The sequence below is a fragment of the Lentimonas sp. CC4 genome, assembly GCF_902728235.1.
Lineage (GTDB): Bacteria > Verrucomicrobiota > Verrucomicrobiia > Opitutales > Coraliomargaritaceae > Lentimonas.
This window is the reverse complement of sequence record NZ_CACVBO010000001.1, coordinates 921,027-936,268: the sequence shown is the minus strand read 5'-3', so window position 1 is coordinate 936,268 and position 15,242 is coordinate 921,027. Positions and strand designations below refer to the sequence as shown.

Below are 15,242 nucleotides of genomic sequence, written 5' to 3'. Positions count from 1 at the left end.
CAGGGAGCGAGCGTGCGATAAGGATGAATGGGCAGTTCATGGGTTTATGGAGTAAGTCGTGTATTCTTTACCTGTGCTTGCTGTGGTAAATCCGGATGCTTCAAATAAACGCACCGACGCTGTATTCGTATTGATGACCTCTGCTCGAATTGTTAAGTCGTCGCCATGATGTAGGCGCATCCATCTCAAGGCCTCAAGCATCAGTGTCCGACCTAATCCTTTAGAGCGATAGTGTGCGTCAATGGATACACCGATTGTCCAGCAGTTCGTATCTGAGTCGAATTCGAATCGGACCTGCCCGATAGGATCGTTTTCGAAGCTACAGGCGACTAACAGGCATGCATTGGGACTTTCAATACGCCGTTGAAACCACTGGCGGTGCGTCGCAGGGTCGATTATTTTTGAAGAAAATGAATTTGCTCGAACCATAGCATCGTTCGCCCATTGCAAATATTGACCGCAATCGTGGGCTTGAGCAGTTCGCAGCATGAACGGGAGTCCGCTGAGGAAACCCGCGATCCGATCGGCCCCGTTGCCATCGATTATTGACCTTACCTCTGCTTGGTTGATCAAATTGTTGGGGTTTTCCAGCCAAGTAGCGAGGTGTGAGCCGTGCTTTTTAAAATCAAACTGTTGGAACCATCCAAGTGGTAGTGCTGCTTTTCGTTCTTTTGTTAAGGCTTTAACGATTGGAAGCTGGTTATCTGCAATCGTTACAATAGCGCCAGGAAGTCCCCGGTGTAGCCATTCCCAGCATGTGCTACCTCCCGCTGATATGATGGCATCTGCCCAATCATACTGCTCGGGCATGTTTAGCACATTTGTAAGTGTCTCGATGTGATGTCGACCGCTGAAGGCGCGCAGACGATTGAGGTGAGGATTATCTGCTCCAGCAATGACTCGAATATGCAATTGTCGCCCTAGTGGGATTGAATCCACTAACTGTAAAGTTGCTTCTGTTGCATTCTCTGGATCGGAACCGCCCAGTGTGATGAGCAAACGTTCGATTTTTTTCCATTCCTTTCTGGTATTTGTGTGCTTCAGAAACTCCTCGCGTAGTAGGCAATAGTGTGCGCCCAGTAATAGTTGCGCGTGGTGTGCTTCGCTCGAATAGGACTGGGTTTTCTCGGCATCCAGGTTTTGGTTGAGGAGTGCGTCGCAGTGCCAGCGTTCGGTATACTTGTAGTCGTCAAGGCAGAGTAGGGAGCGTCCGCTCTGCTTGATGCGCACTTGATACTCATAGTCGAAATGATAGCCATCGGTAATAATCCACTGGCAGTTCAATTCTTTCGCTGCTGCTAGTGTGCTTTTCGCGTCCTCGTGTGAGCCTATTTTTTCTGCATGGATCTGTTGGATATCAATTCCGAGAGATGCCACACGACGAGCTAATACTGCGGGGCAATCGACTGAAGCAAGTGTGACGTGCAAGCCTCGACGCATGCAAGCCTGTGCTAAGGCAAGCATTCGCATGACATGCCCAGTTCCGATATTACCTCCTGCATCTGCACGAATGAGAATGTTCATTTTATATGAGTCGTGGATTTCTTCATCGTGCCGTCTTTTCTATTCGTCGCACAGAATAATGAATCTCGGTCTATTTAAGTGTGCGTCGCATTGGGTGCTATTTTTCTCGGGCTGGTTGGGAATTCCTTTAAACAGTCGGCTCTCAGTTGTATTATTAACTTCGTTTCAGCCGATATGAGAGATGCGTAGAGTAGCTTATGCGATATGTCAGTATCGTTATTTTTTCTTTTCCATTAAAAACCAAGTGATGTCGTCTTGTGGGAAGACGGGGTCGCGGTGGTAGCTGAAGCCGTAGTCCACTAGCTTGAGGTCGGGGTAGAGATCCATCATTTCTCCGGCGAAGTCTCGCTTGAAGAGGCGGTCGTTGTGCCCTCGGTAGCTGATTGTAACGGGAGCCGGATTGTAATATTCACATACAAGCACGTAGCGATTGGACGCTTGGTAGAGGGCTTGGTAAGTCTCCTTTAGTTTCTCGGGATTTATATGAATGAGCACCCCTTTGATGAGTGATAGATCGACTGTTTGCTTTGTTTGCCAGTTGAAGATGGATTGGCAGAATACATTTTCTGAGCCGATTACTTTGCGTAATTCTGCAGCGGCATCCTCATTGATTTCAATGCCTTGCGGTTTAAGCTCGGGATACAGCAGTTTGAGCGCTTTTAAGTTCATGCCAATATTGGCACCAAACTCGATGCATGAGTTCAGCTTGTCGGCGCGTTGGAGGGCATTCGTGAAGAAATTTAGATTCGAGGCTAGCAGGGCGTCACCCTGGTTGCGTTCGATATATTCTGTTCCGAATTTGCCTGCCCAAAATAATTCTTGTTCAGTCTCAAATTTTTTATCTGTCATGATTGTTGGGCTAAATGTAGGTGGTGAAGCTGCTCGGCGCAATTCCAGTCTTCGAGGGTGTCGATATCCTGCACTTCTTCTCTAGGCAGAAGTATGGGGGCGGACTTCGCTAAGAAGATGTTTTCAGTCTGCATATAGGCGTCGCGCCAGCCCCAATAGAATTGCCCTGCATCGTGGTAGGACTCTTTGAGGTCCTGAGAGCGAGTGTCGGCATGCTCAGGGTGAAACATTTTCATAGAGCCGCTTTTTGGGTCAAGGTAGAGTGCCCGTTGGATCGGGACGGGGTAAGTCGTCACGGAAAAGGCGAACTCTAGTTCTGAGTTTGCTTGCAAACAAGTATGGCCTGCTTGCAGGTTTTTCACCTTGAGGAATGGTGCCGTTGCGTAGATGCAGCAAACTTGTTTGAGTGCTGTGTTTTGTTGCGCTTCGACGGTTTCGATCGCATGGCGAACGACTGGAAGCGTTGGCGTGTAGTCGCCGGAGAGATGGGCTGGACGTCGGAAGGGGCAGATCGCTCCATGCTTCTCTGCGATCTCGGCTATTTCTTCATCGTCGGTGGAGACAATGACTTGGTCGAATAGGCCGCACTTAATTGCCGCTTCGATCGAATAGGTGATCATCGGCTTCCCGCAGAAGGGTTTAATGTTTTTGTGGGGGATGCGTTTGCTACCTCCACGGGCTGGAATTACAGCAATGGTTTGTAGTGGGCTCATGAGGTCAGATTGCGCACTCGGTGAATGACTGTTTCAACATCAGTATCGCTCATGCGAGGGAATAGAGGCAGGCTTAGCGTCTTTTCGTAGACAGACTCCGCGATAGGGCATTTGCCCTGTTTATAGCCGTAGGTATTTCGGTAGTAGGGCTGTAGATACACCGGGATGTAGAGCACTTGGCTGCCAATGCCTTGTTCGCGCAGGCGTTGCATCACTTCCGTGCGAGTTTGGTTTAAGGCGGTGAAATCGATCTGGACTGAGTATAAGTGCCACGAAATGTGAGTGCTGTCTTGCGGTGAAGGGACTTGCGGTGTTTGTAGCCAAGGCAAGTCGGCAAAGGCCGCATTGTAGCGCGCTACAATCTCTCGTCGGCGCTCAATGAAACGGGGTAACTTCTTTAGTTGGCTACGCCCGAGTGCGCACTGCAGGTCGGTGATACGGTAGTTGTAGCCGAGGTGTTGCATCTCGTAATACCATGGGCCTTGCTCTTGGAGCGCGGGTGTCTCACTCCCCAGCCCGCTGAAATGCTCTGCCTCGCGGGTGATACCATGCGACCTTAGCTTGCGTGCGGCTTGAGCGTAGGCGTCATTATTCGTTACGAGAATGCCCCCTTCTCCTGTGGTCATCGTTTTGACGGGGTGAAAACTGAATGTTGTAATGTCTGCCCATGGATGACCTCCGGTTTTATAGCGCTGTCCGTCTAGCTCAAAACCACCACCAGTGCCATGGCAGGCGTCCTCAATAACGACGGCGCCGTGTGAGCGAGCGATCTTAGCGATTGCAGGCATATCGCAAGGCTGGCCTGCGTAGGCGACGGCAACGACTGCTTTTGTGTCATCCTTCCACGCTTGAGCGAGGGCCTTTGGGCAAAGGTTATACGTGTTTGGGTCTATATCGCAAAAGTCGGGCGTGGCTCCGACAAAGGCGGCGCAATTAGCAGAGGAGAGGAAAGTATTGGGCGTAGTCAATACACGATCTCCTGGGCCGATCTCTGTTACGAGCATGGCGAGGTGGAGGGCTGCGGTGGCATTGCAAACAGCCACGGCGTGCTTTGCGCCGACGAACTCAGCGAACTCGCCTTCGAACGCTTCGATTTCTGGACCCGAAGTTAGGAAGTCGGACTCTAGGGCACTTCGGACTGCAGCAATATCGCTGTCTCCAATGCTTTGTCGGCCGTAAGGTATGAAGTCTCGTTTATTCATGGCTTGAGTATAAGCGCTCTAAAGTTTGCTGGAACCGAGAGTCGATGTTTTTGACTCAAGCTTAGTGAGGAGCCATCAGTCGATAGCGAATTTACACGGAGAAAGAGGGGGCAATGTGGCGTCTGATCAGTTCGCGAATTTCAGAGATGCTGAGAAATTGGTCGTTGCTCCCTGAGTTGTAGTTAAAGTCGAGCTCGACGGGCTGTGCGTTAAATTGCTTCATGTATGCATCCATATTCCAATTCGGGATATGCGGCAGGATGACATAACTGTCGTCGATGCAAACAGTGTTGGGAGCGTCCGATGCGCTTACCATTTCTTCGTGAACTTTTTCGCCCGCTCGTATGCCAGTGAATTTCTGCTCACATTCTGGTGCAATTGCTTCGGCCAGATCAGTGATCCGGTAAGATGGAATGCGCGGCACAAAGATTTCCCCGCCCCAAGCGCTATCGAGTGCTTTGAGCACGAGTTCCACTCCGTGATCGAGTGTGATGTTAAAGCGGGTCATTTGGGGGTCGGTAATCGTGAGCACGCCTTCTTTACGTTGCTTGAGGAAGAAGGGAATGACTGATCCATTTGATCCCATGACGTTGCCGTAGCGGACGACCGAGAAGTTGATGTCGCGCGTGCCTTTGAAATTGTTTGCCGCGATGAATAGTTTGTCCGAGCAAAGTTTCGTCGCTCCGTAAAGATTGATCGCTCCCGATGCTTTGTCTGTGGAAAGCGCAACGACTCGGGAGATGTTTGAATCGAGCGCAGCGTTGATCACATTCTGAGCGCCATAGACATTGGTTTTAATGCACTCCATCGGATTGTATTCAGCGATGGGGACGTGCTTCATGGCTGCTGCATGGACGACGTAGTCAATGCCTTCATAAGCGCGTTTAAGGCGATCATAGTCGCGCACGTCGCCAATGAAGTATCGAAGTGCTGGATACTCTACAGGTGAGAGCTCTTGCGCCATCTGGAATTGCTTTTGCTCATCTCGGGAAAAGACGACGATGCGCCGAACTTGAGGCCAGCGTTTGAGCACTGTCTTAATGAAATGCTGACCAAAGGAGCCGGTGCCGCCGGTGATGAGGATTGATTTTCCGTTGAGATCCATACCTGTTATTTCTCTGAGTCGGGTTGAGTCAATATATAGGGGAAGTGTGTGCTGTCGTTAGCGCGATCTGTGATCTTTTCATTTTCGTAGAATTTGTCCAGATAAGCTTGGTATTTTGTTTGTTGTTGTGGAATGCTGCTGGTTTGACTCTATCAAAGCCCCATAGTCTTTGATAGAGTCGCGGTATCTTTGGGAGAGCTGCTAGTTCTACAGCTACGTGAGGTGCTTGAGCGTCCGTCAGTGAATCAATAGCAGAGTGAAAAACGGGCACTCAGAGGCGAGGAGGTTTCGCTCCATGTTTTTTTTCGGCATGACCTTGAGTTCGATCCCGAGATTAAATATTTTACCTTGCAAAAGAACGGATTCACAGCCGTTCATATTAAGGCATATAGTCCTCTGAAATTGAATTTACTACTAATAATCTCCCTCACGAATATGCTTCGGGGCTACCAAAATATGACGTTATATGTCTTCTTTTCGCTCTCAGGTTCACATTTGGCGGCATCATGAGGTTTTTTAGGAAAGGAGGTCGTCGAAAGCACACGCTTTTTCTTCTAAGGTCGCCGTTGCAGGCATATATTACCTATAATATTGTAAAGCAATACGGACTACCTTCGCCGCTTGTGCTGTATCTATCTCTTAAGCCGTCCCCAAAAGAGGAGAGATACTATTCACTCATGCGCAGTATCTCGGTAGATGGCGTCTTCATTCAGCTCGGGAATCATCACTTTGCCAGTGTGTTTAAAGAATGGCGGAAAATCGCGACTCTTCTCGGCTGGATTGTTCGTCGCGAAATTTCTATTGTCATTCTTGCGAACGTTTGGCTTTGGTGTTTTCGAGTGATTGCACAGTGGTGTGGCGCTTCAGTTGCAACAATGGATGATGGATCTCTAAATTACAGTTCAGAGTCACAGTTGAAGTGGCTGAGGGATCGAGATCAGAAACTTTGGCTTTCGCGCCTTTTCTTGAGCTATTCAACCGAAGAACTCTGTCGCGTTGCTGTCAGGCATTATGCATTAAGGCCGGACTTGTGTCATACTTTTGGTCCAGAGCCAGTCGCAGTTACTTTAGGGAATTCGCGTAACTCGCGTGCCAGTGGAGGCAAACTCAACATTTTCTTGGGGCAGCCGTTTGAGAAAGTGTATGATCCAGATGTCGTTAAAAACTTCCTACGCGCTTATCACCAGATCGGCGGGATTTACTTCCCACATCCACGTGAAAGGCAACGCCCGTTTGAGACGATCGATAGCCCACTGATCATTGAAGAATTTGTCGCAGCTGAGGAGCGGGAGTTAAGAGTCTTCGGTCTATTTTCGACCGCCTTAATTACCATACAGGGGGCTGAAAAGTTCTATTTCGATTTAGATGGCAACCAGGAGCGACGTGAAATCATGGAACGTGTCGGTTGCACGGTATTAGTATTATCAGATATAGATGAGCCACATTTTTTGTAGTTGCGAATTGAGTATTACGTTTGCTCGCATTGGCTTGAGCGCTTAAGGGCTGAGTATGACCAAAGTTGAAGTGCCGCAAAACTCAAGGTCGAAGCCAGGGATCCTATTGCAACGCCAATTAAGCCCAGCCCTGCATACTGCACTAAAGCAAAACCTACGATGCCGTTAATCAATACCGCCGCCAGTATGTTTCTGAGGTAGCGGAATTGATGGCCGATCACATTGAAAAGGTCTCCCACGCTCATAGCAAAAGCAAGTGGAATGGAGGCCAGCAAGGAAATGGCAACGGGCCATTTAGCATCTGAGTATGCGGGGAGGAGCCATGGGATGACTATTAAATTTAACGTAATTAAACTTGCAGCAGCAATGACGATCGCGAGCCCTGTATTGGCTTGCATAATCTTTAGGATGAGAGGGCGCAACTGCCCTAAATCGTTTGTGCGCCCGTATTCCTTTGCTAGTTTTGGGTAAACATATGTTGAAACAATGCTTGGTCCAAGTGCTGCGAGATTTAAGGCGGTAATTGCTGGTGTATAGATGCCAAGATCTTGTTGCGACATTGTCGCCAAGATAACGATTCGATCTATCGCAGTGAGCAAAGTAAAGAGGGTTCCCGCGAGCATGATCGGCGTTCCGAATTTTAAGAGTCTCAGGTAAGTTCGATGTTGAAAATGCGAAAGACTGAGACGACGGAACCAAAGCGGGGAGAGTATGGTCAGCGCTAAAGTATAGCCGACTCCTGCGACAGTTAACGACGGCTTTACTATGATGATCATAGTTGCGCCTAGGATGATTAATCCGCTCAAGCCCTCATAAAGTCCAAGATTTTTGAAATCTTGAAAAGATCTTAGGAGCGTGCGACCAAAGGCGTTGAAGGCTCGTGCGATTAAAAGCAGGCACCCTAATGTCAGCCATTGCGAGGGATTGAATACTAGTAGAATTATTAATATGGCCAGTCCCGTGAGTATTGAGGCAGCAGTGGTTGTCCAAAAGGTTGTAGATATCGTATTTCTTACAGCAAGCATGTCGCCCGCGCCGCGAAAATACGGCACATCTCGACCCATTCCATTCACGACGCCCAGTGTGAGTAATGAGCCATACGATGCCACGAGTATTGCGGTCTGCCAGATGCCCATCAGTTCGGGGCCGAGTGTTCGAGCGAGTGCAATGGTGAAGATGAACAAGCTCGCTTTATTTATCAGCACTCCAGCAACCAATGTTAGGCGTTCCGATGTAATCTGAGTTTTTATCGACATTTATTATGCTGGCATTGGATCTCCATTCATAAGTATCTGCTTTGGGCGCTTATGAGTGGTGCTCTGTTGAATTTACATATGCCGTGTAGCCGCGAATTCAGGTGGCTTCGCTTGGCTAGAGATTCTCGACAACTGAGCTTCGCTCAGAGCGTGAGTGTGAGCGAGTGTTATTGGAATTGATCAACTCACCGATCAGCCCTGTGGAGATCAGTTGGACGCCGAGCAGTAGGAGCAGTATTCCGAGGAAGAATAGCGGACGATTTCCGATCGAGATAGAGAACAATATTTTCTGAATCGAAAGGGTCGCAAGGATGAGAAATCCAAGACTGCCACTGAGTATTCCGAAGCCGCCGAAGAAGTGGCCTGGGCGTTTTAAATAGCGTGTCAGCACGACGACGGTGATGAGGTCCAAGCCGCCTTTGAGTAAGCGTGTCCAGCCATATTTAGAGACGCCGTGGGTGCGGCGGTGGTGTTCGACGGGAATCTCGGTAATGGAGTAGCCATCGGCGGCAAGGAGCACCGGAATGTAGCGATGGAGTTCACCATAGATTTCGACGCTTTTAATGGCATCGGCTCTGTAAGCTTTGAAGCCGCAGTTGAAGTCGTGGATCTTGACTCCAGAAGCCGCAGCGGTTGCCCAGTTAAATACTTTTGAGGGAAGGGTCTTGCCGAGTGGGTCTTGGCGCAGTTGTTTCCAGCCAGATACGCAATCGTGGCCTTCGTTCAGTTTTGCGATGAAGCTGGGGATCTCAGCAGGCTCGTCTTGTAGGTCGGCGTCCATCGTGATCACGATTTTACCTTTAGCTTCAGCGAACCCAGAAGAGAGTGCGGCAGCTTTACCGTAGTTTCGTCGGAAGCGCAACGCGCTAACGTGCTCAGGGTGCACTTGTTTGAGCCGCGTAAGTTGCTCCCAAGAATCGTCCGTGCTGCCGTCGTCTACGAAAATGACTTCAAAGCTCCCGAGGTTCTTCTGATCCACGACCGCTTTGATCTGTTCAAAGAGTGGGGTGAGCGTTGCCCCCTCGTTGCAGAGAGGGACGACGACGGAGAGTTGTAGGCTGGGTTCGGGCATCATCGATTAGCGATTAGTCGTATCGATTGGGATTCAGTGCGGGCGGAATACGACCTGCGGCTAGGTCGCGTTTGCGAATGACTTCCGACATTTCGCAGGCCCAGCGCAAACGTTCGATGAAGGGGCGTTGGCTGATCTCCTGAGTTTGTGCAATTCGGCAACCTTCAAAGCTACCGGCTTTCCATGGATCCTCTGCGGTTAGTTGATTACTCATGTCGTGTGCTGAAGGTGATCTAGTGTCATACTTCAATCGGATGATTAAGGCTTGGTGGATTTAGGCAAGCAGCGTTTGCTCTGTAGTGGGGTCTCGAATGTCCTAATTTTTGACTGTGAATAACTGTTGCGCTTCGTGTGTGCAGCCGCACTTTTTAAATCATCATGCAGGTTTCAATCGTCATTCCTATTTACAACGAAAAAAGCACTTTGCACGCAATCGTCCAGCGTGTGCGCGCGGTTGAAGCGATGGACATTAAAGAGATCATCTTAGTGGATGATTACTCGACTGATGGCACGCGTGCGCTGTTAGAGTCTGAATTTACAGATACTGTGTTTAAGAAGCTCTACCATGAGGTGAACCAAGGCAAGGGAGCCGCCTTACGAACTGGGTTTGCTGCCGCGACCGGCGATGTGGTTGCCGTGCAAGATGCTGATTTAGAATATGATCCAGCGGAGCTTCCGGGGTTGATTCAACCGATTATAAAAGATCAAGCGGATGTGGTCTTTGGCTCTAGGTTTATTGGTGGTGGCCCGCATCGTGTGGTCTTTTTCTGGCACATGATGGGTAACAAGTTTCTGACACTGTTGAGCAATATGATGACGAATCTCAATCTGAGCGATATGGAGTGTTGCTATAAGATATTTCGTCGTGAGGTGCTGCAGCAGATTACAATCGAAGAAAATCGATTTGGTGTGGAGCCAGAACTGACTGCGAAGGTCTCGAAGCTCCATGTGCGCATTTATGAAGTCGGTATCTCTTATTATGGGAGAACCTACGACGAGGGGAAGAAGATCGGCTGGCGCGACGGTGTGCGCGCGATCTATGCGATCTTGAAATACGGCTTGTTTCGCTAGGCGCTCAAGCGTCAAAGCGAGTATTTCGGTGTTCACCGGTTCAGGGGGTAGTCGCCGAGATGAGTGAACACTGATCTGTTCGCCTCGGGGGTGATCGTTCCTCTTGCGTATATGACGGATCTGCTGCAAGGCCTTCCGAAGGTGACAAATTCAGGATAGTCGCGGTTCGGAATCGAGTAACTTTGATCGCAGTCAAATAGAACTTCGGCGGATACCACTCGGACGCTTACTCCATGCGCACACACTGATCGTCATAGAGATGTCGACAAGTCGAGGTAATGAGGAGGCTATAGTTACAGTTTTTCTGCCACGATGAGACAGCTGCTTCCCTTTCCGATCCTTTTATTTAGTGCGATTTTATCTAATTCTCGATTCAGCATCAAATCAATGAATTTTCCAACGAGCCCCCTTTTATGAGAATGTTCAGATTTGTGTTTATCTGCATTCGATGCATTTCTGACTAATCCTAATCTACTAGGTAAGGATCGAAATAGAAATATCGGTAGAGGTAGCGGTGAAAAAATATAAGTAGAATGAAGTATCCTAAAGCCTGAGGCTTCTAGGACATTTTTAATACTTTCGGTGGTGTATCTTCTATAGTGACCCGCATCGATGTCCTCCTGAGCCCATAGTATCTGATGTGCTGGGACTGTTAGGTAGAGTTTTCCAGCATTTTGCATGGACCTGTGTAATTCATCTAGTAGTGCCTGTTCATCCTCAATATGCTCTAAGACATCAAATAGCCCGATTGCAGGTATGACTCCGTCTTTAAATTCTGCGTCTTGAAATGTTGAGCAGATCAAATTTTCTATTCCACGTCTTTGGGCGTTTTTAATGCCGGATTTACCGGGCTCCATTAAGCAAACGTCAAATCCTTCTTCGATTAATCCCTTTGTGACATAGCCATTGCCTCCCCCGATATCCAATATCATTCCGTTGGGCCTATAGTGGTTGATCACTTTCCGAAGGCAACGATTACGATGTTGGAACCAGAAGCTATTATCTTCTATTTCGAAAAAAATAGTGTTCCCATCATCAGGGTAGGAAATACTTGATTTATCCCCTGATTTCCAGATCCCGTGTGATAGTGTTAAATTGTTAGCTAGCTGATTGATGTTCATTTCTCTATTTCTTGCTTTTTGCAGTCGAAGCTAGTGAGGCTGTGCATCAGTGCTTAATGATGGGCGATTAGATTGAAGTGAGGTGCAAGTGAACGGCCTTAAGAACTCTGTCAATCGATTGGGAATCTAGTCCATAATAGCATGGCAACCTAAGTAGACGCTCTGAGTAGCGTTCAGTTACGGGGAGTGCGCAGGCTTGCTTTCCGTATTTTTTTCCAGCGGGTGAATTATGCAAGGGGACATAATGGAACACGGAGTGGATGTCATGTGCTTTCAGGTGATGGATTAAATGATGTCGAACGGGCTCCTCGTTTAGTATGATATAAAACATGTGAGCATTGTGCTCACATGTGTCGGGGATTATTGGTCTACGTAGTATGCCTTGGCGTTCTAGGCTATGTAGGCCTTCATAGTATCTCTGGAAGATGCGCTTTCGCTGTGTGGTGATGATTTTGGAGTCCTCTAGTTGTGCATAGAGAAATGCAGCAACCAGTTCGGATGGTAGAAAGGATGATCCGATGTCAACCCAAGTATATTTATCGACTTCACCTCGGAAGAATTGGCAGCGATTTGTGCCCTTTTCTCGTATGACCTCAGACCTCTTGATGAAGCGCTCATCGTTGATGAGCAACGCTCCTCCTTCACCTGTGATGATGTTTTTTGTTTCGTGGAAACTGTAGGCTCCCAAGTGGCCGATTGTGCCTAAGTAACGTCCCTTATATGTAGCGTTAACGCCTTGTGCGGCATCTTCAATCACTAGCAAATTATGCTTCAGGGCTATTGCCATGATTGTATCCATTTCTGCAGCGACTCCAGCGTAGTGCACCACTGTGATTGCTTTGGTATTGGGTGTAATCAGTGCTTCGATTTGATTTTCGTCAATATTCAGAGTGTCGGCTCTGATGTCGCACCAAACTGGAGTCGCTCCCCTCATGACGAAGGCGTTGGCGGTGGAGACAAAGGTATAGGACGGCATGATTACCTCATCGCCGGTTGACAGATTCGACAGAATTGCTGCCATTTCTAAGGCAGCGGTGCATGAGTGGGTGAGTAGGACCTTCTTTGCACCATACTGCTGCTCCATCCATTTGTGGCATTTCTTGGTGTAGGCACCGTCGCCTGAAAGGTGCCCTTTTGATACCGCATCCTGAATATACTCCAGTTCTTTACCGATTATGAATGGTTTGTTGAATGGTATCATCGTGGTGAGTTACTGTAGGGGGCTTTAACTAATTCATCGATAGCGAAACGCCATATTCTATAATGTCCCTCGTGTTTTTGCATCCTATCGCTGTATTCATAGCTTTTTGATTGGTGGTAGCGAGCGCTAGTCATTTCTGCACCAGTGATAGATTGAGTCCATTGAGGACAGTTCATACCCGTTCTTTTCATAGAGGCGTCTTGCTGCTTGGTTTTGCTGCTGAGTGACCACGACGGCACTGTGAGTCTCATGCTCATTATACCAAAAATCGGAAGCCCGAATTAGTTCTGATCCAATTCCCTTTCCCGCGTGTTCGGGGCTTACCGCAATTAGACCGATTTGCCCCTGCATCATCTCTTTTTTGAGTGTGATCAAGCCGACAGCAACATCATCCATGTAAGCAAGTAAGACGCGGTCGGCGATTTCGCCAGTTAGGGATTTTTCGATCCAGCAAGTGTAAAGCTCGATATATTTAGGTCGCAGATTCGGATCTTTTTGAAAGCGCGAATGGACGCCACTGAGCAACGCTAGTTCTCGTATTTCAGGGGTCAGGCTGCCGTGGTAATCTATAACGTTAACAGCGGATGGGCTGACTTGGGATACTTGCTTTTGGTAGGTGCACCTTTCGTCGATGTAGGTGCATGAATTTAATATTTTTTCAGTTAGTTTAGGTGTTCGTCGGTGTGTAGAAATGTAGACGAGTTCAAAATCACTGTCTCTTAGGAGCTTTTCGGGTGGTGCAGTTTCATCCAATTGAATATGCCCGATTGGAAAGCCGAAGAAATCGGAATCCCAGTCTTTCTTTTCGATTTTCATTCCAGATTTAGTGTGTCTCTGATGATATAGGTTGGCCGATTCTTTACTTGCTCGAAGCTTCGGCCAATGTAGACGCCTAGCATGCCGAGCAAGAAGATGATGATACCAGACAGGAACCAGATTGATAGGATTAGGGTAGTGAAGCCGCTGACTTTGATCCCCCCACTGAAATACCTAAATAGATAGTAAGCGCTGACAATTGAAGACCCGAAGCTAGTGGTCATTCCGAGATAAACACTTAAAGTTAATGGTTTGTCCGAGAATGAAATGATGGTGTCTATCGCGAGGTGAATCAGTTTTTTATAACTGTAGGTGGACTTGCCTTCCTGTCTTTTACTGTGCTCCACTTCAACGGTTGTCCTCTCGAATCCGACCCACTGAGCCATTGTTGGAAAAAAACGAACTTTATCTCCCATTGATAGGATCGCATTGATCGGTTTTCGGTGGTAGATTCCGAAATTGGCTATGCCAGGATCTTGTTCGGAATTTGTCATGTAGCTGAATAGTCGATAAAAGCATTTTGATGACAGTCGCTTCAAGACATGGTCTTTCCTGTTTGTTCTTCGTGCTAGCACGATATCTGCACCTTTTATTGCACGTGCATAGAGCTTTTCGATCTCCTCAGGTTGATCTTGGAGGTCGCAATCCATCACCACGATCCATTCGCCTTTTGCTGTCTTAAGGCCTGCGGTTATTGCATAGTGTTGGCCGAAGTTTCGAGAGAGGCGTATGCCGACGACATTTTTATGTTTAGCGCATTCTATGCGAATGAATTCCCATCCGTTATCTGGGGAACAATCAAAGACTAGGATGATTTCATAGTTGGCTGTTATTTTAGTCAGAGATTCATGTAGCCGTTCGCACAAAAGCGGAATGGTCGAAGGTGAGCCATAAACGGGGCACACCACCGAAATCAGCACTCCGTTGTGTATGTGTGTTTTTTCTAGGGGCAAACTCATTCTGATTTTTTATTAAATGCAAGAAAGCCTCAATTTTATCTGGCAGTTCGTTTGAGGTAATCACCATAACCAGATTTTGAATATTTGGCTGCGAGTTCTAATAATTGCTCGCGATTAATAAACTTTGAATAATACGCAACTTCCTCAATGCAACCGATTTTCGTGTCTTGCCGTTCTTCGATGACACGGACGAAGGTGGAAGCTTCATTAAGTGAAGCGAAGGTGCCGGTGTCTAGCCAAGCGATTCCGCGATTGAAAATCCCGACCTTGAGTTTGTTTTCTTTGAGATAAACCTGATTGATGCTACTTATTTCATATTCGCGACGAGGGGATCGGGGGATGGTTTTGACGATTTCGGTGACGTTGTTGTCGTAAAAATATAGTCCAGGTATGGCGTAGTTAGACTTTGGGAATTCTGGTTTTTCCTCAATCGAAAGGGCATTGTTATTTGAGTCAAATTCAACCACTCCATAGCGCTTTGGGTCTTGAACGGTGGCGGCAAAAATAACTGCCCCGTCAGGATCCGTGTGGCGCCGCACCAGCTGGCCGAAGCCGGATCCGTAGAAAATGTTATCCCCTAGGATTAGAGCGACCTTGTCCGATCCGATGAATTCCTGACCTATAATGAAGGCTTGGGCGATTCCATTTGGTGTTTCTTGAATCGCGTATTGGAAGTCGCACCCCAATTTAGCACCATCGCCTAATAACCGCCGAAATGCGAGTTGATCCTCCGCAGTTGTAATGATCAATATCTCTCGAATGCCAGCGAGCATCAAGACAGACAGAGGGTAGTAGATCATTGGCTTGTCATACACTGGCATTAGTTGTTTGGAAATCGCCATCGTTATGGGATGTAGGCGAGTGCCTGTGCCTCCTGCTAGTATTATACCTTTCATTTA

The 15,242-nt window shown here is 47.9% G+C and carries 15 protein-coding genes; 2 read left to right on the top strand and 13 right to left on the bottom strand.

All coding sequences use genetic code 11. The features are described from left to right. Nucleotides 1-36: 36 nt before the first annotated feature. From pseG to pseB, 5 genes are all read right to left on the bottom strand, one after another. Nucleotides 37-1,524 carry a UDP-2,4-diacetamido-2,4,6-trideoxy-beta-L-altropyranose hydrolase gene (gene pseG, locus GZZ87_RS04135; protein WP_162026296.1) on the bottom strand — a complete coding sequence of 496 codons (1,488 nt, stop codon included), beginning with the start codon at nt 1,522-1,524 and terminating at the stop codon, nt 37-39. 216 nt (nt 1,525-1,740) lie between these two features. Beyond that, nucleotides 1,741-2,373, bottom strand: coding sequence for a pseudaminic acid biosynthesis-associated methylase (locus GZZ87_RS04130; RefSeq protein WP_162026297.1), 633 nt, complete (start codon nt 2,371-2,373; stop codon nt 1,741-1,743). Next, nucleotides 2,370-3,086 carry a pseudaminic acid cytidylyltransferase gene (gene pseF / locus GZZ87_RS04125; protein WP_162026298.1) on the bottom strand — a complete coding sequence of 239 codons (717 nt, stop codon included), beginning with the start codon at nt 3,084-3,086 and terminating at the stop codon, nt 2,370-2,372. Before pseF ends, GZZ87_RS04130 begins: the two co-directional genes overlap by 4 nt. Next, on the bottom strand, nt 3,083-4,288 hold the full coding sequence (pseC, locus tag GZZ87_RS04120) for a UDP-4-amino-4,6-dideoxy-N-acetyl-beta-L-altrosamine transaminase (protein WP_162026299.1): 1,206 nt from the start codon (nt 4,286-4,288) through the stop codon (nt 3,083-3,085). The genes pseF and pseC overlap by 4 nt, the downstream gene beginning before the upstream one ends. Before the next feature lie 91 nt (nt 4,289-4,379). Continuing rightward, nucleotides 4,380-5,393: a UDP-N-acetylglucosamine 4,6-dehydratase (inverting) gene (gene pseB, locus GZZ87_RS04115; RefSeq protein ID WP_162026300.1), complete on the bottom strand. Its 1,014-nt coding sequence runs from the start codon at nt 5,391-5,393 to the stop codon at nt 4,380-4,382. A 506-nt stretch (nt 5,394-5,899) separates the two neighbouring features. Between pseB and GZZ87_RS04110 the strand changes: the two genes are divergently transcribed. Next, nucleotides 5,900-6,847 (top strand): glycosyltransferase family 52, encoded by a 948-nt coding sequence (locus tag GZZ87_RS04110; protein ID WP_280178257.1) that lies wholly within the window; start codon nt 5,900-5,902, stop codon nt 6,845-6,847. A gap of 14 nt (nt 6,848-6,861) precedes the next feature. Here the strand turns inward: GZZ87_RS04110 and GZZ87_RS04105 are convergent, their stop codons facing one another. From GZZ87_RS04105 to GZZ87_RS04095, 3 genes are all read right to left on the bottom strand, one after another. Next, nucleotides 6,862-8,103 (bottom strand): oligosaccharide flippase family protein, encoded by a 1,242-nt coding sequence (locus tag GZZ87_RS04105; RefSeq protein ID WP_162026302.1) that lies wholly within the window; start codon nt 8,101-8,103, stop codon nt 6,862-6,864. 115 nt (nt 8,104-8,218) lie between these two features. After that, complete coding sequence (locus tag GZZ87_RS04100; protein ID WP_162026303.1) at nt 8,219-9,178, bottom strand: glycosyltransferase family 2 protein; 960 nt, start codon at nt 9,176-9,178, stop codon at nt 8,219-8,221. A gap of 10 nt (nt 9,179-9,188) precedes the next feature. Next, on the bottom strand, nt 9,189-9,389 hold the full coding sequence (locus GZZ87_RS04095) for a hypothetical protein (RefSeq protein WP_162026304.1): 201 nt from the start codon (nt 9,387-9,389) through the stop codon (nt 9,189-9,191). Between the two features lie 164 nt (nt 9,390-9,553). Here GZZ87_RS04095 and GZZ87_RS04090 point away from each other — a divergent pair, with 164 nt between their 5' ends. Then, a complete protein-coding gene (locus tag GZZ87_RS04090; protein ID WP_162026305.1) occupies nt 9,554-10,246 on the top strand; it encodes a glycosyltransferase family 2 protein in 693 nt (230 codons plus the stop codon). A 293-nt stretch (nt 10,247-10,539) separates the two neighbouring features. On the opposite strand, the gene GZZ87_RS04085 is transcribed toward GZZ87_RS04090, so the two are convergent. The 5 genes from GZZ87_RS04085 to rfbA form a co-directional block, all read right to left on the bottom strand. Further along, complete coding sequence (locus tag GZZ87_RS04085) at nt 10,540-11,367, bottom strand: class I SAM-dependent methyltransferase (RefSeq protein WP_162026306.1); 828 nt, start codon at nt 11,365-11,367, stop codon at nt 10,540-10,542. Nucleotides 11,368-11,434: 67 nt separating this feature from the next. Then, nucleotides 11,435-12,568 carry a dTDP-4-amino-4,6-dideoxygalactose transaminase gene (rffA, locus tag GZZ87_RS04080; RefSeq protein WP_162026307.1) on the bottom strand — a complete coding sequence of 378 codons (1,134 nt, stop codon included), beginning with the start codon at nt 12,566-12,568 and terminating at the stop codon, nt 11,435-11,437. 126 nt (nt 12,569-12,694) lie between these two features. Next, on the bottom strand, nt 12,695-13,384 hold the full coding sequence (locus GZZ87_RS04075) for a GNAT family N-acetyltransferase (protein WP_162026308.1): 690 nt from the start codon (nt 13,382-13,384) through the stop codon (nt 12,695-12,697). Next, the gene (locus GZZ87_RS04070) at nt 13,381-14,343 is read right to left on the bottom strand and encodes a glycosyltransferase family 2 protein (RefSeq protein ID WP_162026309.1); all 963 of its coding nucleotides are present in this window, start codon (nt 14,341-14,343) and stop codon (nt 13,381-13,383) included. The genes GZZ87_RS04075 and GZZ87_RS04070 overlap by 4 nt, the downstream gene beginning before the upstream one ends. A gap of 35 nt (nt 14,344-14,378) precedes the next feature. Then, entirely contained in the window at nt 14,379-15,239 is an 861-nt protein-coding gene (gene rfbA, locus GZZ87_RS04065; protein WP_162026310.1) for a glucose-1-phosphate thymidylyltransferase RfbA, read from the bottom strand. Between the last annotated feature and the right edge of the window lie 3 nt (nt 15,240-15,242).